General features: G+C 61.0%; 25 protein-coding genes and 1 tRNA gene. 14 read left to right on the top strand and 12 right to left on the bottom strand.

The genetic code is table 11. The annotated features are described in order from the left end of the window. Nucleotides 1–52: 52 nt before the first annotated feature. The gene (locus tag ATY76_RS13465) at nt 53–1312 is read left to right on the top strand and encodes a cyclopropane-fatty-acyl-phospholipid synthase family protein (RefSeq protein ID WP_088675252.1); all 1260 of its coding nucleotides are present in this window, start codon (nt 53–55) and stop codon (nt 1310–1312) included. On the opposite strand, the gene ATY76_RS13460 is transcribed toward ATY76_RS13465, so the two are convergent. Next, entirely contained in the window at nt 1313–2146 is an 834-nt protein-coding gene (locus ATY76_RS13460; protein ID WP_088675251.1) for an SDR family NAD(P)-dependent oxidoreductase, read from the bottom strand. It lies immediately after the preceding gene. A 99-nt stretch (nt 2147–2245) separates the two neighbouring features. Beyond that, nucleotides 2246–2905: a ChrR family anti-sigma-E factor gene (locus tag ATY76_RS13455; RefSeq protein ID WP_190233647.1), complete on the bottom strand. Its 660-nt coding sequence runs from the start codon at nt 2903–2905 to the stop codon at nt 2246–2248. 223 nt (nt 2906–3128) lie between these two features. Here ATY76_RS13455 and ATY76_RS13450 point away from each other — a divergent pair, with 223 nt between their 5' ends. The 5 genes from ATY76_RS13450 to ATY76_RS13430 all read left to right on the top strand — a co-directional run bounded on the left by ATY76_RS13450 (nt 3129) and on the right by ATY76_RS13430 (nt 7045). Continuing rightward, the gene (locus ATY76_RS13450) at nt 3129–4166 is read left to right on the top strand and encodes a cysteine synthase A (RefSeq protein WP_088675250.1); all 1038 of its coding nucleotides are present in this window, start codon (nt 3129–3131) and stop codon (nt 4164–4166) included. A gap of 5 nt (nt 4167–4171) precedes the next feature. Then, nucleotides 4172–4909: an alanyl-tRNA editing protein gene (locus ATY76_RS13445; protein WP_088675249.1), complete on the top strand. Its 738-nt coding sequence runs from the start codon at nt 4172–4174 to the stop codon at nt 4907–4909. A gap of 18 nt (nt 4910–4927) precedes the next feature. Next, a complete protein-coding gene (sseA, locus tag ATY76_RS13440) occupies nt 4928–5797 on the top strand; it encodes a 3-mercaptopyruvate sulfurtransferase (RefSeq protein WP_088675248.1) in 870 nt (289 codons plus the stop codon). A gap of 5 nt (nt 5798–5802) precedes the next feature. Beyond that, on the top strand, nt 5803–6363 hold the full coding sequence (locus ATY76_RS13435) for a GNAT family N-acetyltransferase (RefSeq protein WP_088675247.1): 561 nt from the start codon (nt 5803–5805) through the stop codon (nt 6361–6363). Between the two features lie 172 nt (nt 6364–6535). Then, nucleotides 6536–7045, top strand: coding sequence for a DUF1203 domain-containing protein (locus ATY76_RS13430; protein WP_088675246.1), 510 nt, complete (start codon nt 6536–6538; stop codon nt 7043–7045). 16 nt (nt 7046–7061) lie between these two features. Here ATY76_RS13430 and ald read toward each other — a convergent pair whose 3' ends face one another. Continuing rightward, nucleotides 7062–8180 (bottom strand): alanine dehydrogenase, encoded by a 1119-nt coding sequence (ald, locus tag ATY76_RS13425; RefSeq protein WP_088675245.1) that lies wholly within the window; start codon nt 8178–8180, stop codon nt 7062–7064. 156 nt (nt 8181–8336) lie between these two features. On the opposite strand from ald, the gene ATY76_RS13420 reads away from it, so the two are divergent. The 3 genes from ATY76_RS13420 to ATY76_RS13410 all read left to right on the top strand — a co-directional run bounded on the left by ATY76_RS13420 (nt 8337) and on the right by ATY76_RS13410 (nt 10246). Next, entirely contained in the window at nt 8337–8798 is a 462-nt protein-coding gene (locus ATY76_RS13420; RefSeq protein WP_088675244.1) for an Lrp/AsnC family transcriptional regulator, read from the top strand. Nucleotides 8799–8870: 72 nt separating this feature from the next. Next, nucleotides 8871–9755, top strand: coding sequence for a DMT family transporter (locus tag ATY76_RS13415; RefSeq protein WP_088675243.1), 885 nt, complete (start codon nt 8871–8873; stop codon nt 9753–9755). Nucleotides 9756–9841: 86 nt separating this feature from the next. Beyond that, entirely contained in the window at nt 9842–10246 is a 405-nt protein-coding gene (locus ATY76_RS13410; protein WP_088675242.1) for a PilZ domain-containing protein, read from the top strand. Here ATY76_RS13410 and ATY76_RS13405 read toward each other — a convergent pair. Beyond that, nucleotides 10216–10953, bottom strand: a complete 738-nt coding sequence (locus ATY76_RS13405) for a hypothetical protein (RefSeq protein WP_088675241.1) — start codon at nt 10951–10953, stop codon at nt 10216–10218. The two genes, ATY76_RS13410 and ATY76_RS13405, sit on opposite strands and share 31 nt — an antisense overlap. A 177-nt stretch (nt 10954–11130) precedes the next feature. Between ATY76_RS13405 and ATY76_RS13400 the strand changes: the two genes are divergently transcribed. Beyond that, nucleotides 11131–13119, top strand: coding sequence for a bifunctional 2',3'-cyclic-nucleotide 2'-phosphodiesterase/3'-nucleotidase (locus ATY76_RS13400; protein ID WP_088675240.1), 1989 nt, complete (start codon nt 11131–11133; stop codon nt 13117–13119). A 39-nt stretch (nt 13120–13158) separates the two neighbouring features. Here the strand turns inward: ATY76_RS13400 and ATY76_RS13395 are convergent, their stop codons facing one another. Next, a complete protein-coding gene (locus tag ATY76_RS13395; protein WP_088675239.1) occupies nt 13159–14127 on the bottom strand; it encodes a LysR family transcriptional regulator in 969 nt (322 codons plus the stop codon). 140 nt (nt 14128–14267) lie between these two features. Between ATY76_RS13395 and ATY76_RS13390 the strand changes: the two genes are divergently transcribed. Beyond that, a complete protein-coding gene (locus ATY76_RS13390; RefSeq protein ID WP_088675238.1) occupies nt 14268–14882 on the top strand; it encodes an FMN-dependent NADH-azoreductase in 615 nt (204 codons plus the stop codon). 47 nt (nt 14883–14929) lie between these two features. On the opposite strand, the gene ATY76_RS13385 is transcribed toward ATY76_RS13390, so the two are convergent. Then, on the bottom strand, nt 14930–15505 hold the full coding sequence (locus ATY76_RS13385; RefSeq protein WP_088675237.1) for a TetR/AcrR family transcriptional regulator: 576 nt from the start codon (nt 15503–15505) through the stop codon (nt 14930–14932). Nucleotides 15506–15611: 106 nt separating this feature from the next. Between ATY76_RS13385 and ATY76_RS13380 the strand changes: the two genes are divergently transcribed. Next, nucleotides 15612–16388: an SDR family oxidoreductase gene (locus ATY76_RS13380; protein WP_088675236.1), complete on the top strand. Its 777-nt coding sequence runs from the start codon at nt 15612–15614 to the stop codon at nt 16386–16388. 40 nt (nt 16389–16428) lie between these two features. On the opposite strand, the gene ATY76_RS13375 is transcribed toward ATY76_RS13380, so the two are convergent. The 4 genes from ATY76_RS13375 to ilvA form a co-directional block, all read right to left on the bottom strand. Beyond that, a complete protein-coding gene (locus tag ATY76_RS13375) occupies nt 16429–17619 on the bottom strand; it encodes an MFS transporter (RefSeq protein ID WP_088675235.1) in 1191 nt (396 codons plus the stop codon). A 175-nt stretch (nt 17620–17794) separates the two neighbouring features. Beyond that, entirely contained in the window at nt 17795–19066 is a 1272-nt protein-coding gene (locus ATY76_RS13370) for a GGDEF domain-containing protein (RefSeq protein WP_190233646.1), read from the bottom strand. A gap of 253 nt (nt 19067–19319) precedes the next feature. Further along, nucleotides 19320–19646, bottom strand: coding sequence for an HlyU family transcriptional regulator (locus tag ATY76_RS13365; RefSeq protein WP_088675234.1), 327 nt, complete (start codon nt 19644–19646; stop codon nt 19320–19322). 37 nt (nt 19647–19683) lie between these two features. Then, on the bottom strand, nt 19684–20934 hold the full coding sequence (gene ilvA, locus ATY76_RS13360) for a threonine ammonia-lyase (RefSeq protein ID WP_088675233.1): 1251 nt from the start codon (nt 20932–20934) through the stop codon (nt 19684–19686). A gap of 206 nt (nt 20935–21140) precedes the next feature. On the opposite strand from ilvA, the gene ATY76_RS13355 reads away from it, so the two are divergent. Then, nucleotides 21141–21515 carry a VanZ family protein gene (locus tag ATY76_RS13355; RefSeq protein ID WP_088675232.1) on the top strand — a complete coding sequence of 125 codons (375 nt, stop codon included), beginning with the start codon at nt 21141–21143 and terminating at the stop codon, nt 21513–21515. Between the two features lie 389 nt (nt 21516–21904). Here the strand turns inward: ATY76_RS13355 and ATY76_RS13350 are convergent. Next, nucleotides 21905–21989, bottom strand: a tRNA-Leu gene (locus ATY76_RS13350). A 171-nt stretch (nt 21990–22160) separates the two neighbouring features. Further along, nucleotides 22161–22757, bottom strand: coding sequence for an NAD(P)H:quinone oxidoreductase type IV (wrbA, locus tag ATY76_RS13345; protein WP_088675231.1), 597 nt, complete (start codon nt 22755–22757; stop codon nt 22161–22163). 222 nt (nt 22758–22979) lie between these two features. On the opposite strand from wrbA, the gene ATY76_RS13340 reads away from it, so the two are divergent. Continuing rightward, the gene (locus ATY76_RS13340; RefSeq protein WP_088675230.1) at nt 22980–23756 is read left to right on the top strand and encodes a competence/damage-inducible protein A; all 777 of its coding nucleotides are present in this window, start codon (nt 22980–22982) and stop codon (nt 23754–23756) included. Nucleotides 23757–23774: the final 18 nt, after the last annotated feature.

Below are 23774 nucleotides of genomic sequence, written 5' to 3'. Positions count from 1 at the left end.
TTACGGATGGATCGTCGTCCCTCACCGGCAAAAAGAATGCGGGAGGAGGAAGATGCGCAAGACGCAGGACTGGAATCTGCTGGCCCGTGACGCGGTGACGCTGACGGCCGAAAACATATCCCGCCTCGTGAAGGGTCTGCCGTTCAAGGCAAAGCTCGCGCTGCGCGGACTTCTGCGCATGCAGTACGGCTCACTTGCCGTCACCCTGCCCGATGGCCGCAGGCTGCTGATCGAGGGAAAGAAGGCTGGGCCGAAGGCGGCACTCAGCCTCAACAACTGGAACCTTGCCTATCGGGCGCTGACGAGCGGAACGATCGGCGTTGCCGAAACTTATATGGACGGCGACTGGGACAGCCCTGATATCGCGGCATTCCTCGAACTCTTCCTCGTCAACGGCGAGGCCGCGTATAGCTATGCGCACGGCAAACGCGGCGTCAGCCGCCTCGTCGAGCGCGTCCGACACTGGATGAACGCCAATACCAAGATGGGCTCGAAGCGCAACATCTCCGCTCACTACGATCTCGGCAACGATTTCTACAGGCAATGGCTCGATCCGAGCATGACATATTCCTCGGCGCTCTATTCGACCGGCGCCAACGACCTGCAATCGGCCCAGAACGCCAAGTACCGGGCGCTTGCCGAGGCGACCGGCATCCGGCCAGGCGATCATGTGCTGGAGATCGGCTGCGGCTGGGGCGGTTTTGCCGAATTCGCCGCGAGCGAATTGAACTGCAAGGTGACCGGCCTGACGATCAGCCGGGAGCAGCTCGCCTTTGCAAAAGAGCGTATCCACAAGGCCGGCCTCGGCGACCGGGTCGAGCTCCGCTTCCAGGATTATCGCGACGAGGCCGGGCTCTACGACCGGATCGTCTCGATCGAGATGTTCGAAGCGGTCGGCGAGAAATACTGGCCGTCCTACTTCTCCAAGCTCCGGCAATGCCTGAAGCCGGGCGGCAAGGCCGGCCTGCAGATCATCACGATCAGGCCCGAAGCCTTCGACCAGTATCGCAGCAATCCCGACTTCATCCAGAAATATGTCTTCCCCGGCGGCATGCTGCCGACGCGCAACCATCTCGCCGAACTCGCCGGCAAGGTCGATTTGTCACTGGTCAGGGACTTTGGTTTCGGACTCGATTATGCCCGCACACTTGCCGAATGGCGCGAGCGCTTCTGGTCGGTCTGGGAGCGCATCCGTCCGATGGGTTTCGACGAACGTTTCAAGCGGCTCTGGGAATTCTATCTGTTCTATTGCGAGGCCGGCTTCCGCGCCCGCAATATCGATGTGCGTCAGGTGGTGTTCTCGCGCCGCTGATCACTTCACCGGATGCGGCGTCGCCGGATGGCGACCAGCCGCCGAGGGCCGCTCCCGCCAGCCGGTGATGCGGTTGACCAGCGCGAAATAAGCGCCGTAGGGCAGCAACCGCATCAGCTTAAACAGAATGGTGAAGCGCTTCGGGAAGGTGATCTCGAAGGCCTGCGATTTCAAACCGACGGCGATTTGCCGGGCGGCGTCTTCGGCCGATATCAGGGCCGGCATCGGAAAAGCGTTCTTTCTCGTCGCCGGCGTATCGACGAAACCCGGGCTGACGAGCTGGATGCGGATCCCCATCTTGTCGAGATCGAATTTCAGGCTTTCCGCCATGTTGATCAGCGCCGCCTTGGTGGCGCCATAGGCGGCACTCGTCGGCAGGCCGCCATAGCCGGTGACGGAGGATACGATGGCGATCTGCCCCTGCCCTTTCGCCTTCATATGGCGGATTGCCGGCAGCAGACAGTTGACGACGCCGGAAAGATTGACGGCGAAACTCTTTTCGAAATCGGCGCGGTTCAGCTCCTCCGCATGGACCGGCAGGTAGACCCCGGCATTGAGGATCGCCATGGCGAGCGTTCCATGCTCGTATTCGATGGAGGCCATGACATGCTCCATGTCCTCGGCATCGGTGACGTCGCCGTCGAGCACGATGATGCTGCCGGACAGGCCGCTGGCCTCGGCCTGCAATTCGACCAGCTTTTCATGGCTTCTGGCGGTGACGGCGACCTTGTATCCCTCCGAGGCGAGCGTCAGCGCCAGTGCGCGGCCGATCCCCGAGCTCGCGCCTGAGATCCAGACGATTCCATGTTCGGGACGGGCAATGAAATCACGCATGACATGCTCCTCCTGCTCTGCCTCATCAATGCGGAACCAGATCCGGAAGTTCTTCTACCCTCCGGATTTACGGCTTTATCACACCATTGTGGCTGCTTTTCAGCCGATCAGGTCGCCGATCATCTGACGGAAGGATCCCGTGAGCGTGACCGGCCCGTCGGAAACTGCAAAAGCGATGCAGGGCCTGTCCTTTTCGGCGACCGGGCGGTGGTCGACCGTCTCGTCGGCAATGGAGATGTCGCCGGGGCCGAAACGGCCGCGTTCATCATGGAAGGCCCCGTCGAGAACGAGGATCAGTTCCATGCCCTTGTGGGTGTGAGCCGGCAAGGCGCGTCCGGGACGGATCCACATCAGGCTGACCTCGCAGCCATCCATGTCGAGCGAATATTCCTTCAAACCCGGAAGCCGCCTGCGCCAGGGCACATCGTCGACTTCAAAGCCGACAAAGTCACGTATTGCGCGTGGAAACAATGCGTGCTCCGGCCGCGCGCCGGCCGGCGGCTCAGCCACGGGGGAAGCGGAGGCGAAAATTGCCGCAAGCCGCCGATTGCGATCGTCGATCGCGGCTTCGGGCGCAATTTCCAGGGCTTCCCCGGCAAGCAGCTCGAGACTTTCCACCAGGCTGCGATTGTCCGGCTTCATTTCGAGATGAGAGCGCACCAGCACGCGAGCGGGTTCCGGCAGAGAGCCGGCGACATAACGCGCCATCAATGCATCGATCGTGTCGATATGTTCGTGAACCATGTCGGTTTCGGTCACGCCCCGTTGTCGCGCTGCGTTTCGCTTTTCCATCATCCGTACGGGGAAAGTCAATCTTCGGATCACCCGGACGCGGCTTGATCGCCGGCCGCACGTCATATTGGGGATGGAAAGCGAAATTTTATCGCGTGCGAGGAAGGCATGGAATAGCATTTCTTGCCAACACAGCCTTGTGAAGGGAAAAGACCGTTCCTAAAGTAAGAGTTCGAAAGAGGCAGATTCTATGACCTTCCATCCCTCCGTCCTCGAAGCCATCGGCAATACGCCCCTGATCAAACTCAAGGGCGCGTCGGCGGCGACTGGTTGCACCATTCTCGGCAAGGCGGAGTTCCTCAACCCCGGCCAGTCGGTGAAGGATCGCGCCGCGCTCTACATCATCCGCGACGCGGAGCGAAAAGGCCTGCTTCGGCCCGGCGGCGTCATCGTCGAAGGCACGGCCGGCAATACCGGCATCGGGCTGACACTGGTCGCCAAGGCGCTCGGCTATCGCACCGTCATCGTCATTCCTGAAACGCAGAGCCAGGAAAAGAAGGACGCGCTGAAACTGCTCGGCGCCGAACTCGTCGAAGTGCCCGCAGTTCCCTACAGGAACCCGAACAACTATGTGAAGGTATCGGGGCGGCTTGCCGAGCAAATGGCGAAGACCGAGCCGAACGGGGCGATCTGGGCAAACCAGTTCGACAACGTCGCCAATCGGCAGGCGCATGTCGAAACCACCGCGCCGGAAATCTGGCGGGACACCGATGGCAAGATCGACGGCTTCATCTGCTCGGTCGGCTCGGGCGGCACACTGGCGGGCGTCGCAGTTGGCCTCAAGGCGTTCAAGCCTGATGTCAAGATCGGCATCGCCGACCCCGATGGCGCGGCCCTCTTTGAGTTCTATCAGAACGGCACGCTGAAATCCGAAGGATCCTCGATCACCGAAGGCATCGGCCAGGGCCGCATCACCGCCAATCTCGAAGGCTTCACGCCCAATTTTTCCTATCGGATTTCCGACGCCGAAGCGCTTCCCTACCTCTTCGACCTCGTCGAGAACGAGGGCCTGTGCCTTGGCGGATCGACGGCGATCAACATTGCCGGCGCGGTCAATCTCGCCAGGGATCTCGGCCCCGGCCATACGGTGGTGACGATCCTCTGCGACTACGGCAACCGCTATCAGTCGAAGCTCTTCAACCCGGACTTCCTGAAGTCGAAGGGTCTGCCCGTTCCGGGCTGGATGGCCAAGTCGTCCGAGATCGACGTTCCCTACGAGCCCGTGTGAGACACATGCCCGTCAATGCCCTCTACCGTGACGATTTCTATCTCTCGACATGCGAGGCGGTCGTCACCGCCATTCACGAGGATGGGGGCATTGAACTCGACCAGACCTGCTTCTATGCGACATCGGGCGGCCAGCCCGGCGATACCGGGGAGCTCGAACGCGCCGACGGCAGCAAGATCGCGCTTGGCCTAACCAAGCACGGCGCAAGCAAGGACGTCATCATTCACGTGCCGCGCGACGGCGAGCCTCGGCCGGAAATCGGCGAGACGCTGGTGCTGCATGTCGACTGGCCGCGCCGCTACCGGCTGATGCGCATGCATACGGCCTGCCACCTGCTTTCTGTCGTCTGCTCCTATCCGATCACGGGAGCCGCCGTCGGCGAGGAGGAAAGCCGGGTCGATTTCGACATGGGCGAGACGATCGACAAGGACGAAGTTACGGCAAGGCTGATGGAACTCGTTGGCCAGAACCATCCCGTCTACTTGCAATGGATCACCGACGAAGAGCTTGTGGCCAACCCTGATATCGTCAAATCGAAGAATGTGCGCCCGCCCATGGGGCTCGGGCGCGTCAGCCTCGTCTGCATCGGCGAGAACTCCTCGATTGACAGCCAGCCCTGCGGCGGCACACATGTCTCCGAGACACAGGAAGTCGGCCAGATTCACATCGCCAAGATCGAGAAGAAGGGCAAGGAGAACCGGCGCTTCCGCATCCGCTTCGGCACGCCCGGCGACGAAGCCTGATCATCAAGGGAGATCACAATGAGTGAGACCACAAGCCGTTTCGTCGTCTCCGCCGACTGGCTGCAGGCCGAACTCGGCAAGCCGGATCTGCGCATACTGGACGCCTCCTTCTATCTGCCGGCACAGAAGCGCGACGCCGACGCGGAATATGCGGCCGGCCACATTCCCGGCGCCATCCGCTTCGATCAGGACAAGATCGCCGACCATTCGACCTCGCTGCCGCACACGATCCCCTCGCCCGATTATTTCGCCGCCGAAGTCGGCAAGCTCGGCATCAGCGAGAAGGATCGCATCGTCGTCTACGACGGCATCGGTGTGTTCGCCTCGCCGCGCGTCTGGTGGCTGTTCCGGGTGATGGGCGCCAAGAACGTCTTCGTGCTCGACGGTGGCCTCGACGGCTGGAAGGCCGAAGGCCGGCCGCTGGAAACTGCGGCGCCCAGGCATGCGCCGGCGATTTTCACGCCTGACTTCGACGAAAGCCGGTTGGTAACGCTCGATACGATGCGCGACATCGTCTCCAGCGGCGCGATGCAGATCGCCGATGCCCGCAGCGCCGGCCGCTTCGCCGCCACCGAGCCGGAGCCGCGCGCCGGCATGCGCTCCGGCCATATGCCCGGCGCCCGCAGCCTGCCCTCCGGCGTCTTTGCGAACCAGGGCCGCTTCAAATCACTGCCCGAACTCAAGCAGACGATCGAGGATGCGGGCATCGACCTTTCGAAGCCCGTCGTCACCTCCTGCGGATCGGGCATCACGGCGGCGATCATCACGCTGGCGCTGGAATCGCTCGGCCATCACGACAACAAGCTTTACGACGGTTCATGGAGCGAATGGGGCAGCCGTGAGGATACGCCCATCGTCACCGGTCCGCCGACACCGGTCAAAGCCTGATCGCCATGGGGAAAACACCCGCTTCGCTCAAAGCCCATATCACCCGGCTCGAAATGACGGCGGCGCCGAAGGCGAGCATGCCTGTGCCCGTCAATATCCAGACGGCGATCATGCGCGCGCCTGAGATACCCTTGCCCTTCTATCGCTACCTCTACCGTCAGGTGGGTGCGCGCTGGCAATGGGTAGACCGGCTGCGTATGAGCGACGAGCAGCTTGCCGGAACGCTGAACGACAAGCGCAACAATATCAGCGTTCTCTATGTGAACGGCGCGCCGGCCGGCTTCTACGAATATTTCTGCGAAGACGAGGATACGATCGAGCTCAGCCATTTCGGCCTGATCGAACACGCGCTCGGCCTCGGCATCGGCAAATGGTTCCTGCTGCAGGCGCTCTATGCGATCTGGGCGCTCAATCCGAAGCGGGTCACCACCACGACCAACAATCTCGACCATCCGCGCGCGCTGCAGCTCTACCAAATGTATGGCTTCTCGCCGGTTTCGACCGGCACCGGCATCGTGCGGCCGCTTAGCGACAAAGAACTTCTGGAGCTTGCCCGGAAAAGCTGAGGGGTTGGTTCCCGGCCGCTCCTCATTCCTGTGACAAGCACAAGAATGAGGAGGAGAGGTAGAATTTCCCACCAAACGTTGAGGAGCCGGCGACAAGCAGCAGCGCGCAAGAAACGGGTGGCTTGGGCAGCCGCCCAAGTGCAATTTCATGGTAATCACAAGGAGATCTGCCATGACCGCCATTCGTTTTGCCGCCATGCCGACTGCCGAAGCTATGGCCCTCTGGAACGGCGGCCGCGACGCCTATGATAATCTGCCCGAGACAATGACATCAGACGGTGACGGCAACCCTTGCCGCCATTGCCTGCAGAATATCGAAGAGGGCGACGAGTTTCTGGTTTTCGCCTACAGGCCCTTCCCTGAGCTGCAGCCCTATGCCGAAACCGGGCCGATTTTCCTTCACAAACAGCCGTGCCGGCGTTACGCCGCCGAAGAGATCCAGCCGCCGATGTTGACGATGAGCCCCGACTTCATCGTCCGCGGCTACAGCGCCAAGGACCGCATCGTCTACGGCACCGGCGCAGTGACTGAGATCGCCGACATTCCGGCCTATGCCGAGACATTGCTCGCGCGGCCCGACATCGCCTATGTGCATGTGCGTTCGGCACGCAACAACTGCTTCCAGTGCCGGATCGACAAGGCAAAGGCGCCGGCCTTTGCGGAGACCGGCGCCTTCTCCTGACCTAGAGTCAGGAAGCTTACGCTACGTTCAGTACGCTTTCCGGCGCGAAGGCTTCGTAGCCGAGCGCCTCGGCGACCGGCTTGTTGGTGATGCGGCCCTTGTGCACGTTCAGGCCGTTCCTCAGATGCTTGTCTTCGGCGATGGCACGCAGGCCGCGATCGGCAAGCGCCAGGCCGTGGACGAGCGTCGCATTGTTCAGCGCATGCGCCGAGGTGACGGGCACGGCGCCCGGCATGTTGGCGACGCAATAATGCACCACGCCCTCGACCTCGTAGGTCGGATCGGAATGGGTCGTGGCATGCGAGGTCTCGAAGCAGCCGCCCTGGTCGATGGCGACGTCGACGATGACGGAGCCCTTCTTCATGCCGGACAGCATCTCGCGGGTGACGAGCTTCGGAGCAGCAGCACCGGGGATCAGCACGGCGCCGATGACGAGATCGGCCGAAAAGACCTCCTCCTCCAGCGCCTGGATGCTGGAATAACGGGTGTGGATGCGGCCCGCGAAAATATCGTCGAGCTGGCGCAGGCGCGGCAGCGACCTGTCGAGGATGCTGACATCGGCGCCGAGGCCTGCGGCCATCCGGGCGGCATGTAGGCCGACGACACCGCCGCCGATGATCGCCACCTTGGCCGGCAGCACGCCGGGCACGCCGCCGAGGAGGACGCCGAGGCCGCCATTGGCCTTCTGCAGGGCGGTTGCGCCCGCCTGGATCGACAGGCGCCCAGCCACCTCGGACATCGGCGCCAGCAGCGGCAAGCCGCCGCGCTCGTCGGTCACCGTCTCATAAGCGATCGCGGTGACGCCGGAAGCGAGCAGGCCCTTGGTCTGATCGGGATCGGGCGCCAGATGCAGGTAAGTGTAGAGAAGCTGGCCGTCGCGAAGCTGCGCCCACTCGGAGGGCTGCGGCTCCTTGACCTTGACGATCATGTCGCACTTTTCGAAAATATCCTTGGCGGAGGCGGCGATCTTCGCGCCAGCCGCGGCATAGGCGGCGTCATCAGCGCCGATGCCAGCGCCCGCCTTGGTCTCCACCCAGACTTCATGGCCATGGGCCACATATTCGCGCACCGAAGCCGGCGTCAGGCCGACGCGATATTCATGATTCTTGATTTCCTTCGGGCAACCGACACGCATGCGCGTTCCTCTCCTATTGTCTCCGCGATTGCGGATCTCCTCTGAGGATGAATCCAACCACCAAGACCGCGAAATGTCCTTGCAAAGACGATTTGCAGAAATGCGATTTTTCGGAGATTATTGCGTCTTCATCGTCTTTTTTCAAAAGTTCTACGAATGGCTGATCTCGACACCATCGATCTTGCGATTCTCAAGGTACTTCAGGCCGATGCGCGCATCACCAATGCCGAGCTTGCCGAAAGGATCGGACTGTCGGCTTCAGCCTGTTCGCGCCGGCTCGACATTCTCGAGAGAAGCGGCGTCATTGATGGCTACCATGCACGGCTTTCGCACAAGGCGCTCGACTACAAGATGATCGCCATCGTGCATATCTCGCTCTCCGGCCAGTTCGCCAAGACGCTGGCGGAATTCGAGGCGGCGGTGAAGCTCTGCCCCAACGTGCTCGTCTGCTATCTGATGTCGGGCGAATATGACTATATCCTCAGGGTCGCCGCCCGCGATCTGGAAGATTACGAACGCATCCATCGCGACTGGCTGTCGGCCCTGCCCCACGTGGTCAAGATCAATTCGAGCTTCGCGCTCAGAGAAATCATCGACAGGCCAAATGTCGGACTTTGAGGCCTTGCATATTTGCCGAAAGCCTGCCCAGACTTTCGGTGCGCGCGGGCGTTTCCCGCTCATCGGCATATTATGACATCGAAGACTCACGGTTATATTTTCGCTCTTCTGGCGATCACCATCTTCTCTCTTCAGGACGCCATCTCGAAACATCTGGCGTCTGCCTACCCGCCGATCTTCGTGACGATGATCCGCTACTGGGCCTTCGCGCTGTTCACGATCATCCTCGCTTCGAAGATGCGCGGTGGTCTCAAAGCGACTGCCCGCACCAAACGCCCTGCCCTACAGGTAGTGCGCGGCGTGCTGCTTGCCGTCCAGGTGGTTCTGGCCATCACCTGTTTTGCCGTGATCGGCCTTGCCCGTTCACAAGCGATCTTTTCCGCCACACCGATCCTGATCGCGCTGCTGTCGATGCCGATCCTCGGCGAGCGCGTCGGCTGGCGACGGTGGATGGCGATCGGCGCCGGACTTTTCGGGGTGCTGCTGATCCTGAAGCCGGAAGGCGAGTTTTTCGATGTGAAACTGCTGCTGGCCATCATTTCCTGCTTCAACTTCGCCTTCTATGTCATCGCCACGCGTCTCGTAAGCCGCGACGATTCGTCGATGACCAGCTTCTTCTATACCGGCGTCATCGGCGGCATCGCGATGACCATCATCGGCCCGTTCTATTGGAGCTGGATGTCGCCCGGAGACTGGGGCTGGATGGCGCTCGTCTGCATGACCAGCATTTCCAGCCATTATTTCCTGATCCGCGCCTACGATCTCCTCGATGCCGCCGCCGTCCAGCCGCTAACCTATCTATCACTGGTCTACGCCTCGATCATCGGTGTGACGATCTACGACGAAACGCTCAGTCTCAACACCATCATCGGCTCGGTCATCGTCGTCGCCGCCGGCATCTTCACCATCTGGCGCGAGCATGTTGTGGGACGCCGGACGGCCGCCGCAGCCAAATGACGTTTCACTGCAATTTTAGCCAAGCCCCTAAAACCATTTCAATTTTCCGGCGCTATGCTCCCATCGCGATGTCCAAGGGAGACAGTATGACGCGCAACCTGAAAATTACGGCCCGGAAGGCCGACCGCAAAAACTGCCGTGTCTTCGGCAATATGAGATATCTGAACACCGAGGTGGATGTCCGCATCCTCAACCTCTCGGCAACAGGCGCCGCTCTGGAGACGAAGGGACCGGTTCACGCCGCCTCCGGCAGCAAGGTGCGGATCGAAGCGGAAAACCTCGGACTGCTGGAGGGCATCATCCGCTGGAAGCACAATGGCCGCGTCGGCATCCAGTTCGACGTGAATTCGAATGCACGCGCTCAGGTTTCCTCCTATTTCCGATTTTTCCACAAGGAAATACGGCCGGTGCTGGCGGTGCGTCCGCTGGTCAGACCGAATAGCGGCGGCGGCCGCCCGCCTCACTTGGCGACGTCGACGCTGAAATCATAAGGCTGCACCGTCTTGGCGCCGAAGGAGCGGCTGAGGTCGTTCCAGTAGCTGCGGTTGACGTTGACGTCGAGGGTGACCGGGCCTTGAGTCTGCGGCAGCTTGGCATCCAGATTCCTGACATCGATGGCGGCGCTGTTGGCGTTGGCGCCTGACAGCACGATCGTCTCCGTGCCGAGGGGCACGTTGACGGCGCCGGGCGCCGGGCTTGCTGAAAGGGGCTCGCTGGCGATGATCTGGCCGTCGCTGCCAAGGAATTTGATATCGCAGGTCTGACATTCGCCCTCAGTCCAGCCCGGATTGACCCTCAGTTCGACACGGGGCGGCAGCGAGCGATTGCCGTCCTGGGCATAGGCGGCACCGGCAATGGAAAAGAGGCTGGAGACCGGCCTGACTTCGGCCGGCTTGACTTCGATCGGCTTCGGGTTGACCGAACTGCCTTGCGCGGCCGCCATGATGAGAGCCGGCGCGCCGATGCCGAGGAGAAGCGCCTTCTGCAGCTGCTGCTCGCGGTAGATCAGGGCGATCGCGGCGCCGATGACGAAGAAGACCGTGATGGCGCCGAGCGCACAGGCAACCGAGATCCACGGATTTGCGGTGCTCGTCAGCCATTTCTCCACGTCGCCGCTGTAGAGCGCCTGCGCCTTGTCGACCAGACTGGGCGCGGTGCCTCCGAAACCTCCGACCATTGCGATGACGACCCGGCTCATGATCCAGTCCCCCGATGGATGTCAGCCCGACGACTTTACCATAAATTGTATTTTAAAACCACGCCGCCTTTCGCCCGGATTGTTTTGCCGTCCCGTCATTTTTGAAGTGTACTCCTCGCCAAATCGTCCTAATTCTGACGGGCCGGACGATGCATGATCTTTGAAGGAGAGGTTTCCATGTCTTCCATTTTCGATGTCGGCGTCATGAGCCGCCGTTCCCTGCTCGGCGGTCTCGCCGCGACTTCCGCTCTGGTGCTGCTGCACCCTTTCAGCGCGCGGGCCAGCGCCAACCAGGCGCATCTGCGGCTGATGGAAACGACCGACATTCACGTCAACGTCTTCCCCTATGACTATTATGCCGACAAGCCGAACGACACGATGGGCCTTTCGCGTACCGGAACGATCATTGACAATATCCGCGCGGAAGCCGCCAACTCGCTGCTGATCGATAATGGCGACGTGCTGCAGGGCAATCCGATGGGCGACTATATGGCCTATCAGCACGGCATGAAGGACGGCGACATCCATCCTGTCATCAAGGCGATGAACACGCTCGGCTATTCGGTCGGCACGCTCGGCAATCACGAGTTCAATTACGGCCTCGACTTCATGTTCAAGGTTCTGTCAGGCGCGAATTTCCCCTTCGTCTGCGCCAACCTGACCAAGGGCCAGCTCGCCTCGGACCCGAAGCAGGACGACCTGTTCTTCAAGCCCTACGTCATCCTGGAAAAACAGATCAAGGACGGCGCCGGCAAGGAGAGCCCGGTCAAGATCGGCTTCATCGGCTTCGTGCCGCCGCAGATCATGCTCTGGGACGTCAAGAACCTCGAGGGCAAGGCGCAGACGCGCGATATCGTCGAGGCCGCCAAAGCCTGGGTCCCCGCCATGAAGGAAGCCGGCGCCGATATCGTCATCGCGCTGTCCCATTCCGGCATCGACGGAGCCGCGCCCTCCGAAAAGATGGAGAACGCCTCGTTGCATCTCGCCGCCGTCGAAGGGATCGACGCGATCTTCACCGGCCATCAGCATCTCGTCTTCCCCGGCCCGAAGAGCTGGGACGGCATCGCCAATGCCGACCCCGTCAAGGGCACGCTGCATGGCAAGCCCGCAGTGATGGCCGGCTTCTGGGGCTCGCATCTCGGCCTTATCGACCTGCTGCTCGAAAAGGACGGCAACAGCTGGAAGATCGTCGACTTCACCTCGGAAGCACGGCCGATCTATCACCGCGACGACAAGAAGAAGGTGGTGGCCGACTACGCCGACAAGAAAGAAGTGGTCGAGGCCGCCAAGGCCGAGCACGAGGCGACGCTCGCCTATGTCCGCACCCCCGTCGGCAAGACCTCCGCGCCGCTCTATTCCTATTTCGCACTCGTCGCCGACGATCCCTCCGTCCAGGTCGTCAGCCAGGCTCAGACCTGGTACATCAAGCAGATGCTCGCCGACACCGAGTATAAGGATCTGCCGGTGCTTTCGGCCGCGGCCCCCTTCAAGGCCGGCGGGCGCGGCGGCGCGGATTATTACACCGACGTTCCGGCCGGCGACATCGCCATCAAGAACGTCGCCGACCTCTATCTTTATCCGAACACGGTCCAGGCCGTGGCGATCACCGGCGCTCAGGTGAAGAACTGGCTCGAAATGTCGGCCGGCATGTTCAATCACGTTCCCGCAGGCTCGAAGGATGCGCCGCTGCTCAACACCGACTTCCCGTCCTATAATTTCGACGTGATCGACGGCGTTACCTACCAGATCGATCTGTCGCAGCCGCCGAAATATGATTCATCCGGCAAGGCGATCAATCCCGACTCCAACCGGATCCAGAACCTGGCCTTCAATGGCAAGCCGATCGATCCGGCGCAGAAATTCGTCGTCGTCTCGAACAATTATCGCGCCGGCGGCGGCGGAAACTTCCCTGAGATTACGGCTGACAAGGTGATTTTCCAGGCGCCGGATACCAATCGCGACGTCATCGTCCGCTATGTCCATGAGCAGGGCACGATCAATCCGTCGGCGGACGCGAACTGGACCTTTGAGCCGCTTGCCGGCACGACCGTCACTTTCGAAAGCGGCCCGAAGGCGAAGCAGTTCCTCACCGCGGTCAAGAGCGTCAAGATCGAGGAGGCCGGCGAAGGAGCCGACGGCTTCTCGAAGTTCAGACTGGTTCTTTAATCAGAGTGAGATGAATGAAGGCGCGGCATCGCGCCTTCATCATTCGGCCGCGAGCGGCGGGGCCATGTCCCGCAACTCCGCCATCTCGGCATGGAAATCGGCCTGGTTCGGGCATTGGGACAGCCGCGTGCGGAAGGCATCGATCATCCAGCTGGCGGCTGGCCCGGGCGGGTTGGCGAGCTGGCGCATCGAATAGATGGCGTATTCGCCCTGTTCATAAGCTTCCAGATCGAGATGGACGAGCGCGCCGCTGCGCAGATCATCATGCATGATGGAAGCCGGAAGACCGCCCCAACCAAGGCCGGCCTTGATGAGCTGGTGCTTCGTGGCGATATCGCTGACACGCCACGTCTTATAGGACAGAACATTGAAATCCCGCCCCTTCGTCCGTCCCGACGCGTCGGTGACGACCAGCTGTACTTCCTCGCGCACGTCGCCAAGCGTCAGCGGCCGGCCGATCGCGGCAAGCGGATGGTTCGGCGCGGCAACGGGCAGCATGAAGGAATGGCCGATCCGTTCCGTGACGATCGAATCCTCCTGCTTGAGGACCGCGCCGCCGATACCGATCGTCGCCTTGCCGTTCAGAACGAGATCCATCACCATTCCGAGTTCGCCGACATTGAGGTTCAACGAAACCGACGGGAATTTTTCGCGGAATTCGTGGAGCACATCGACCACGGCCCGCGAGGGCACCATGACGCTGATGGCGACGAAAACCTCCGCTTCGAGCCCTTCCCGCAGGCTCTTCACGCGCGCCCGCATGACCTGCAGGTCGCCGAGTATGCGGCGCGCGTCCTCCAGCATCGCCTTGCCCGCCTCCGTCAGCTTCGGCTGGCGCGCGCCGGAGCGCTCGAAAAGCGGCATTTCAAGCTGGGCTTCCAGATTGGCGATCGTATAGCTGACGACCGATTGCGCGCGGTTCAGCACACGCGAGGCGGCCGAGAAGCTGCCGGTCTCGGCGACCGTCAGAAACACCTGCAACTGATCCAGCGTCGGGTTCGGAAGCATTTTCCATCCATTCCATCGATAGTTTCGATCGACATTATCACCGTTTTTTCGATAGCAGACCAGACATATTTTCCTCATTGAAACAGCGGCTCACCCTCCCAGCAAAGGGCCGTCCACTTCAATTCGAAAGGAAATGCACCATGTCGTCCATCCTTCTTCTGACGTCCAGCCCGCGTGCCGATTCGCTCTCGACCCCGATCGCAGTCGATCTCGCCGAAAAGCTGAAGAACCAGAAGCCGGGCAGCGTTGTCGTTCGCCGCGACCTCGCCGCCAATCCGCTGCCGCATATCGACGATCTCTTCACCGGCGCGATCCGCAAGCCGGCCGAAGCCCGCACCGCCGAGGAAACCGCTGCCGTTCAGACCTCTGACGAACTCGTCAACGAACTGCTTGCCGCCGACACGATCGTCATCAGCACCGGCCTCATCAACTTCAATATCTATTCGTCGCTGAAGACCTGGATCGACAACGTCGCCCGCGCCGGTCTGACCTTCAAGTACACGGAAAGCGGCCCGGTCGGCCTCGTCACCGGCAAAAAGGTCTATGTCGTGCTTGCTTCGGGTGGCGTCTATTCGCAGGGTCCGGCTGCCCCTCTGAACCATGCCGTGCCCTACCTGAAATCGGTTTTCGGCTTCCTCGGCATCACCGATATCGAGACCATCTATGTCGAAGGCCTGGCCTTTGGTCCGGAAGCCGCTGAAAAGGCCATCGGCGCCGCCAAGTCGCGCGTTGAGGAAATCGCTCTCGCCGCCTAATCGGCTCTCGCCATCTCATCGAACGGCCGGCGTTTGCCGGCCGTTCGTCATTTGTCGATACCGGCGACAAACTCCCGGATGGTCGCCAGGATTTCGGCCGAAAGGCTTTCATCCGAAGAAATCCTGGCAAGGCCGACGCCGCCTGCCATCATGGCAAAAGCCAAGATCGCCTTTCGCCGCCTTTCACCATCATTCGCCCCCGCAGCCTTGCTGGCCAAAGCCTGGAAATTTCGTTCCAGCCGCTCGGTCGCAATGCCGCGCGCCTGCTCGCCGCCGCGCGCTATATCGGACGTCAGCGCCGCGAAAGGGCAGCCCTCGCCGGGATTGTCGCGGTGATAGGCGCTGACATAGCGATCGGCGATATCGGCAACCGTCATCTTCGCCGGATCCACACCCTCGGCCTCCAGCTTGCGCCCCCATGAATCGAAGGCGGACTGGATCGCCTCGGCAACGAGATCGTCACGGGAGGCGAAGTGCTTATAGAAGCCGCCGACGGTCAGTCCGGCCTCCTTCATCAGGTCGGCGACGCCGATGCCTTCGAGCCCCTCCTCGCGCAGCCGTTTCGACGCGGTCTCGACGATCTTTTCGTGCGTCTTCTGTTTTTCAAGCTGCGAACGACCCATCGCAATTCTCCGATATTGCCTCTTGACTCATGTGGATTACACTCATAATCCTTATAGATAACGATCATAATCCAGATCGTTGCCATTTCCAAGAGGAGCATGAATCATGCGTCTAAGAAACAAGGTTGCGCTCATCACCGGCGGCAACAGCGGTATCGGTCTTGCGACAGCGAAAGTCTTCATCAACGAGGGCGCCAGGGTGGTGATCACTGGCCGCAACCCGGAAACGCTTGCGGCCGCCGAAAAGGCGCTTGGGGCCGGCGTGCTGGCGCTGAAGGTCGATGTCACCGATGCCGCCGCTACCGAGAAGGCTTTTGCGGAAGCCGCCGCGAAGGTCGGTAAATTCGACATCGTCTTCGCCAATGCCGGGATCGGCGGCGCGACACCGCTCGGCGACACGTCGCCAGAGCAGTTCAACCGGATCATCAGCACCAATCTGACGGCGGTTTTCTTTACCGTTCAAGCGGCCCTGCCGCATCTCAATGATAGTGCTTCCGTCATCCTCAACGGTTCGGTGCATGCCGTGCTCGGCGCTCCCGGCTGGTCGGCCTATGCGGCAACCAAGGCCGCGGTTCGGGCGATGACACGCAATATGGCCTCCGAGCTCGCGCCGCGCGGCATCCGCGTCAATCAGGTGACGCCAGGCGGCACGAAGACGCCCATTTGGTCGCCGATGGCGCAGACCGAAGATGCGATGTCGGCGCTTGAGGCCCGCCTCGGCGGCCTGAGCCCGCTTGGCCGCATGAGCGAAGCCGAGGAAATTGCCAAGGCGGCGCTCTATCTGTCCTCGGATGACGCGTCCAATGTCACCGGTATCGAGATCACCGTTGACGGCGGCATGACGAGCGCGCCCTCCGGCGCCAAGATCTTCCGCGCCGCATGAACCAGCGAAGGCCGGGCAAACCGAGTTTGCCCGGCCTCGGTCAGCCATTCCTTGCACGGGAGACAATACGAAACAGGACGATTGCCACATTGACGACGGCAAGCAGCAGCAGGACGTGAAGCATGGCCTGGATGCCGGAGGAAACGATCAGGTTGCCGGCGATCAGCGGAAAGCCGAAGACGCCGATGAAATAGGACAGGGAGAACAGAAGAAGCGATTGCGGCATGAGGCCTGTGGGTGCCTCATTCGCGGCGAGCCCATTGATGACGGAATAGGTCAGCCCATATCCCACGCCCAGCATCGCCGCAGCTCCGAGATAGACCAGCTGACTTGATGTCGCCAGCAGGAACAGCAGGATGGATGCCAGCGTCAGGCTTGTGAGCACGAGAAGCGCATAGAACGGATCCTTCTTGACCACATATCCGGCTGCGAACAGCCGGCTCAGGATGGCGGCGGACATGAAACCGATGAAGAACAGCGCATAATCGAAACCGTGTGCCTTGGCGTAGCTGGTCTGAAAGCTGGACAGTCCGCCGAAGATCGCGCCGCCGACACCGACCATGGCGATGGAATAGATCGCCCGTGAAGCGATCACCCGACGTGCTGTGGCGAACGAGATCTTGTTGACATGCGGCAGGATCTTGCCGGCAGAGGTCAGCCTGACATGCAGCAGGAGATAGAGCGCGCCACCGACAAGACTGGCCAGAAACGCAAAGGCGAAGGCCGTCTCTATCGGCAGAGACCAGCCGGTGACAATGCGGCCGATGATCGGTCCGGCGCCGATGCCCGACATCATCGATCCCGAAAGCAGAGCAAAGAACCTGATCCGGTGCTCCGATTCGGTAATCGCGGCGACCAGGATGGGGCCGAGCGCATAAAACGTGCCCCAACCGATGCCGAGGACGAAACCGACGGTCATCAGGCTCAGCCCGGCTGCGGAGACCGTGGCAAATCCCAGCCCCGATGCCGCCAGAAACAGTCCGGAAATCGCGACCGCCCGCGCCGAACCGATGGCATCGGCGATGTGGCCGGAGAAGATGACGATAATGACGGTGCTGATGGTCGCGGCCGAGATGATCAGGCCGGCGAGCGCTTCGTTGCCACCGCGCTGGCCGACCAGCATCGGGATCAGAAAGGTGACGCCATAGGCGATCGAAAGAAGAAATCCTCCGACACACAAGACGGCAAACTCGCCGCCATCGACCTTCGTTCGTGCAACCGTATCGCTCATGTCTCCGCGCCCCTCGCATGCGAAATGTGGAGGCAATGGAGATCATGTTTGCGTTATGCCAACAAGCCGTTTTTATCGTTCTTATAAGCCATTGAAATTAAAAGATACTGGCATGAAGTGTTTCGATTCACGCAACATCACGAACACTGACAGCCGATCTGCTGCGCTGATCGGGTCAACCAAGCTTCACCACGCCGGAACGGCCGACGACGCAGTTGCGGCCGCTCTTCTTGGCTGCGTAGAGCCGGCCGTCGGCTGCCGAGAGCACGGCGGTGAAGCTGGCGCCGTCCTCGTCGGCTGTCGCTACGCCGATACTGACCGTCACCGGTTTCTCATCCGGTGTCTTGACGCTGGTCGCGATCATCCAGCGCAGGCGCTCGGCGAGCAACAGCCCTTCCTCATGGTCGGTGCCGGGACAGACGGCGACGAATTCCTCGCCGCCGAAGCGGAAGATACGGTCGCTGGACCGCAGCGTCGTACCGAGCCGCACGGCGATCGACTTCAACACCTCGTCGCCCTGAAGGTGGCCGTAGCCGTCATTGACGTCCTTGAAGTGATCGGCGTCGATGATGAGGACGGTGGCAAACAGCCCCTGCCTCAACGCTTCGTGCACCATCAGCGGCGCTTCCAGCTCCATGCGGGTGCGATCATAGACGCCGGTGAGCATATCGCGGCCGGTGCGTTCCAGAAGATCGTTGTAGCGCTCGCGGAAGGTCAGGTCGCCGAACACGTCGCTGATGGAGCGGGCGGAGGCGTCGGCGCCGACACGGCGAATATGATATTCGTAGATCGCAAACATCGCCGCATAGAGGCAGACGGCGAGCATCTTGGCTTTCCAGCCGCCCCAGAAGACAGCAATCGGCACATCCAGGAAATAATGCAGCGCGGCGAAGAAGCCGACCTGGTCGAAGGTCAGCAGCGCAAAGCCCGAGATCATCAAACGCAGGACGACGCGCCGGCGGAAGAAATCGCCGAGCTTTTCGTAGAGCAGGATGATGCCGAGCGAATCGATATAGAGCAGCGCCGTTCCCCAGATCATCAGCCAGCCCATCTCTTTGAGGAAATCGACATCGGGCGCATGCCCGGCCGACAGCTGCAGCGGCTGATGCAACTGCAGAACCCAGGCGATTCCGACGGTCAAGAGATTGCCGAGGAACAGGCCGTAGATCGGCTGGCGCACCGTCGCGGCATCCTCCCTGAGGTAGAGCATCAGGATCATCATCAGCTTGCCGGAGAAGAAGACCGATGAGCCGGGCGACACGTCTCCGAAGGGCAGCGAGACATAGAAAACCGCGGCCAGATAGGTTTCCATGAAATGCATGACGCCGAGGGCCGTCAGGAAGACTCCGAGGCCGAGCCGGTGGCGGAAATGCAGAAGCGTCACCATCAGCACGAAATAGGCGACCGCTTCGACGACGAAGAGAGCGAGGTTGAACATCGCCATCACGACACCCAGGCTTCCCGTCGACGACCGCGTCTCCTTGCCGGCGCGGCGATCGCGGCGGCGGATCCTGTGGTCGATCGTCCGAAAAAGTGAAACACGAAGGCAGCCCTGCAAATCCTGCAGGCCATATCATTCGCCGCAATCCTTTAAGATTGCGTGTGCAAGCTTACGCGGTTCGGATGAGCACTCGGCTCAGAGACTTGAAAAGCAAAGAAGTTTCCAGCCCAGCGTCCGATCCTCATCGGAGTGCCGGATATCAGACCTGGCGAACCTTCTCGCCGTCGCCAAAAAGCGACGGACCGTGCTGATCAATGATTTGCTGCGCCTTGCGCACCGTGCATTCGATCGCATCGTCGGACGAGGAGAAGACATCGGCGCGGATGAAATTGCGCACCAGCACCTCGTCGCCGACCTTCTTTTCGATGCGCCCTGCAAGGCGATACTGGCTGCCTTCCTTGCGCGGTTCGGCATAGATCGTGCAATCGGCGTAGAGCTGCGGCTCGCCGGAAGGACCTACCGCCTGCGCCGCCGGTTTGCCGCCGCCGGAGAACATCGAAATGATATTTGAAATGAACGAAGCCATGCTCCGCCTTTAGCACGACGGCATCGTTTCCGCCAAGTCAAATGATCAGGTTGGCGAGGATCTCGTTGTCGGTGATATCCTCGTAACCCATGCCGGCGGCTTCGAAATTCGCGATGAGCCGGGCGAAGTTGTCGGGCGCCTTGGTTTCGATGCCGATCAGGATCGAGCCGAAGTTGCGCGCCGATTTCTTCAGATATTCGAAGCGCGCGATATCGTCGTCCGGACCGAGCAGATTGAGGAAATCCCGAAGCGCGCCCGGGCGCTGGGCGAGCCGCAGGATGAAGTATTTCTTCAGCCCCGCGTAACGCATGGCCCTTTCCTTTACGTCAGGCAGGCGCTCGAAATCGAAATTGCCGCCGGAGACGACGGCGACAATGGTCTTGCCGCGGATCGCCTGGGCATCCATCGCGGCGATCGCCGTCAGCGACAGAGCGCCGGCCGGCTCCAGCACGACGCCTTCGACGTTCAGCATCTCCTGAATGGTGACGCAGATGGCGTTCTCCGGCATCAGCCGCACCTGCTCGGCCGGAAAATCGCGAAGCGCGGCGAAGTTCAGGTCGCCGATGCGGGCGACGGCAGCGCCATCGACGAAATTGTCGACCTTGCCAAGCGTCGTCACCGCACCCGCCTCGATACTGCGTTTCAGGCTCGGCGCGCCGGCGGGCTCGGCGAAGACGAATGCCGATTTCGGCACGGTGCCGCCGAGATAACCTGTGATGCCTGCGGCAAGCCCGCCGCCGCCAACCGGCAGGACAACCATATCGGGCACGGTTCCCTCCGGCAGCTGCTGCATGATTTCGGCTGCAACCGTCGCTTGGCCCTCGATGATATCGACGTGGTCGAAGGGCGGCACCATGACGCCGCCGACCGCTTCCACATGCTCGCGCGCCGCCTGATAGCACTGGTCGAAAAAGTCGCCGATCAGCCGGATGGTGATGAATTCGGCGCCGAACATGCGGGTCTTGTCGATCTTCTGCTGCGGCGTCGTTACCGGCATGAAGACGACGCCCGGCACGCCGAAATGGCGGCAGACATAAGCGAAACCCTGGGCGTGGTTGCCGGCCGAGGCGCAGACGAAGGTTTTGCCGGCAGCTCCCTGCCCGATCGCCTTGCGGAAGAAATTGAAGGCGCCGCGGATCTTGTAGGAGCGCACCGGCGACAGATCCTCGCGCTTCAGCCAGATATCGGCGCCATACCGGGCCGAGAGATGATCGTTGAGCTGCAGCGGCGTTGCGGGAAAGAGGCTGCGCATTGCCTGTTCGGCGCTTTCGACATCAAGTCTCGTCACGGGCGTGGTCCATTCTCAGATTTATCCACCGCCGCTATCGCACGAGCGGGCCGGAAAATGAAAGCCTGTTTTGGCGGCTTCCGGTTCGCTCGCGAGCGGGCTCCATATTGCCCTTGGACAAGGTTTTCTTAAGCCAAATGCAAAATCGGCGGCACATGGACTGATTTTAACTGTCAATGAAAGCGGCGGCCATTAATATAGCGCGCATGACTATACTCAAATTCGCAAAGCCGCTTGCCTGGCTGCTGCTCGCTTTCATCCTCTTCGTGACAGTTTCGCCGATCGGGCTGAGGCCGGAGACCGTCACGACGGTCAATACCGACCGCGCAAGCGCCTATGTGCTCCTCGGCCTGGCCTTTGCGCTCGCCTATCCGAAACAATGGAAGACGGTTGCCGTGCTGGTGATCATAGGCGCAGTTGCCATCGAATATCTGCAATATCTCGTGCCGACCCGTCATGCGCGCCTGCACGATGCCGGCATCAAGGCCATGGGCGCCGCGATCGGACTTGTGGCCGGCTGGGTGATCAACAGATGGCGCGACGCAAAAGTATCGAACGCGCTTCCATTGGCAGAACGGTGATTGTTGTCAGGAACAGGCTGCACATCGTCCCGAAAATCGATTTCGGGACGATGTGCTGATTGAATATCGATAGAGCGTCCTTAGCGCGTCATCTCGGACGCACTAAGGACGCTCTAAAATCCGCGCAATTGAACCGCCCAGAAGAACAGCAGTATCGCGGCCATCGCAGTTCCCAGAACAAGCGCGGCACTGGTTTTAAAGATCCGGATGCGCCGGGCCCTAGTCCCACTCCAATCGTAAACCATCGTCTTACTCCCAGAAGACAACACTTACTCCACCGTCGCGGCGCAATGCTTGCACCGAAAATGTCTTTGTCAAGCGACAACCAACCTTTATGCACAATATATGTGCATATTCAATAGCAGCGTATTCAAACCGGAGTATGAAGGTGGTGCGGGCGACGGGGATCGAACCCGTATAGCCAAGGCCGAGGGATTTTAAGTCCCTTGCGTCTACCAATTTCGCCACGCCCGCTTGCTGCGTTTTCAATATCTTGCGTCATTGGCGATGGGAAGAGCTGCGAGGCGTAAAAAATCACCTCTCAGTTGACGGCAACGACGATCGGTGGACGCCAGGCGTCATGGGGTAAAAGAAAAGACGCGGCGGGCTCGCACCCGCCGCGCCTCTAACATTCCGCAGCAAAGATCAGGCGAGCTTGGCGGCAAGCTTTGCGACATGGGCGCCCTGGTATTTCGCGCCTTCCAGTTCGATCTCGGAAGGCTGGCGGGAGCCGTCGCCGTTGGTGATGGTGGAAGCGCCGTAGGGGGAGCCGCCCTTGACTTCTTCGGTGCCCATCTGGCCCTGGAAGGCATAGGGAAGACCGGCGACGACCATGCCTTGGTGGAGGAAGGTCGGGATAAAGCCGAGGATGGTCGATTCCTGGCCGCCGTGCTGTGTTGCCGAGGAGGTGAAGACCGAACCGATCTTGCCGACCAGCTTGCCGGCGAACCAGAGGCCGCCCGTCTGATCCCAAAAATTACGCATCTGCGAGGCAACCGTGCCAAAGCGGGTGCCGGCACCGACGATAATGGCATCGTAGTCCGCAAGTTCGTCCACGGTGGCGATCGGAGCGGCCTGGTCCATCTTGTAATGGGAAGCCTTGGCCACCTCTTCCGGAACCAGATCGGGCACGCGCTTGACGGTAACCTCTGCGCCGGCCGACTTCGCGCCTTCGGCAACGGCGTAAGCCATGGTTTCGATATGGCCGTAAGCCGAATAATAAAGGACGAGGACCTTCGCCATCTTCAATCTCCCTTGGAGCGCTGGTTAAAATTCATGGGTCGGGGGAGTTCTAGCAGCGAGCCCCGTTGAACACAGCCCTGCCGTCGGGAACGCACTGTTCAACGGCCGTAGACGAAAATTCACTTGCTTTGCTTCTCTGAGACGAAGCAACGCACCGGCGGCTGTTTGCAAAGTGGCGCAAGGGCGCTACCTATTTGCGAGCTTCACATCACGGAACATCCCATGAGCCATGACATCGTCGTCACCGCCGCCATGCTCGCCATTGGCGACGAACTTCTCTCCGGCCGCACCAAGGACAAGAATATCGGCCATCTCGCCGATCTGCTGACGCTCTCCGGCATCGACCTGAAAGAGGTGCGCATCGTTGCCGACGACGAGGAGGCGATCGTCGACGCGCTGAACGCGCTTCGCGGCAAATACGACTATGTCTTCACCTCGGGCGGCATCGGGCCGACGCATGACGACATCACCGCCGATGCCATTTCCAAGGCTTTCGGCCTGCCCTGCGAATATGACGAAGCGGCGATGGCCCTGCTTGCCGATATGTACAGGCGCCGCGAGATGGAATTCACCGAGGCGCGTCAACGCATGGCGCGCATGCCGCGGGGCGCTGCCCACATCGCCAATCCTGTTTCGACGGCGCCGGGCTTCATCATCGGCAACGTCTATGTCATGGCCGGCGTGCCGCAGGTCTTCCAGGCGATGGTCGATAATGTGCTGCCGACGCTGCGGACCGGTACGCCGGTGCTTTCGCTGGCGATCCCCTGCCCTTACGGCGAAGGCGAGATCGGCACGCCGCTGACGGCGATCCAGAAAGCGCATCCGGAAACCAGTATCGGTTCCTACCCCAGATATGTCGGCCAGAAATTCTTCACCGAGATCGTCGTTCGCGGCCGCTCGCAGACGGTGATCGATGCGGCCGGCGCCGAGGTGCATGCAATGATCGACGCCATCCGCCGGAGGAAGGACATCGCCGAAAACCATTCCGCCGAGGCTTAGGAGAGCCGGCCGTCCTTG

The organism is Rhizobium sp. R339 (assembly GCF_002211395.1).
Lineage (GTDB): Bacteria > Pseudomonadota > Alphaproteobacteria > Rhizobiales > Rhizobiaceae > Rhizobium.
This window is presented reverse-complemented; position numbering and strand designations above follow the sequence as displayed.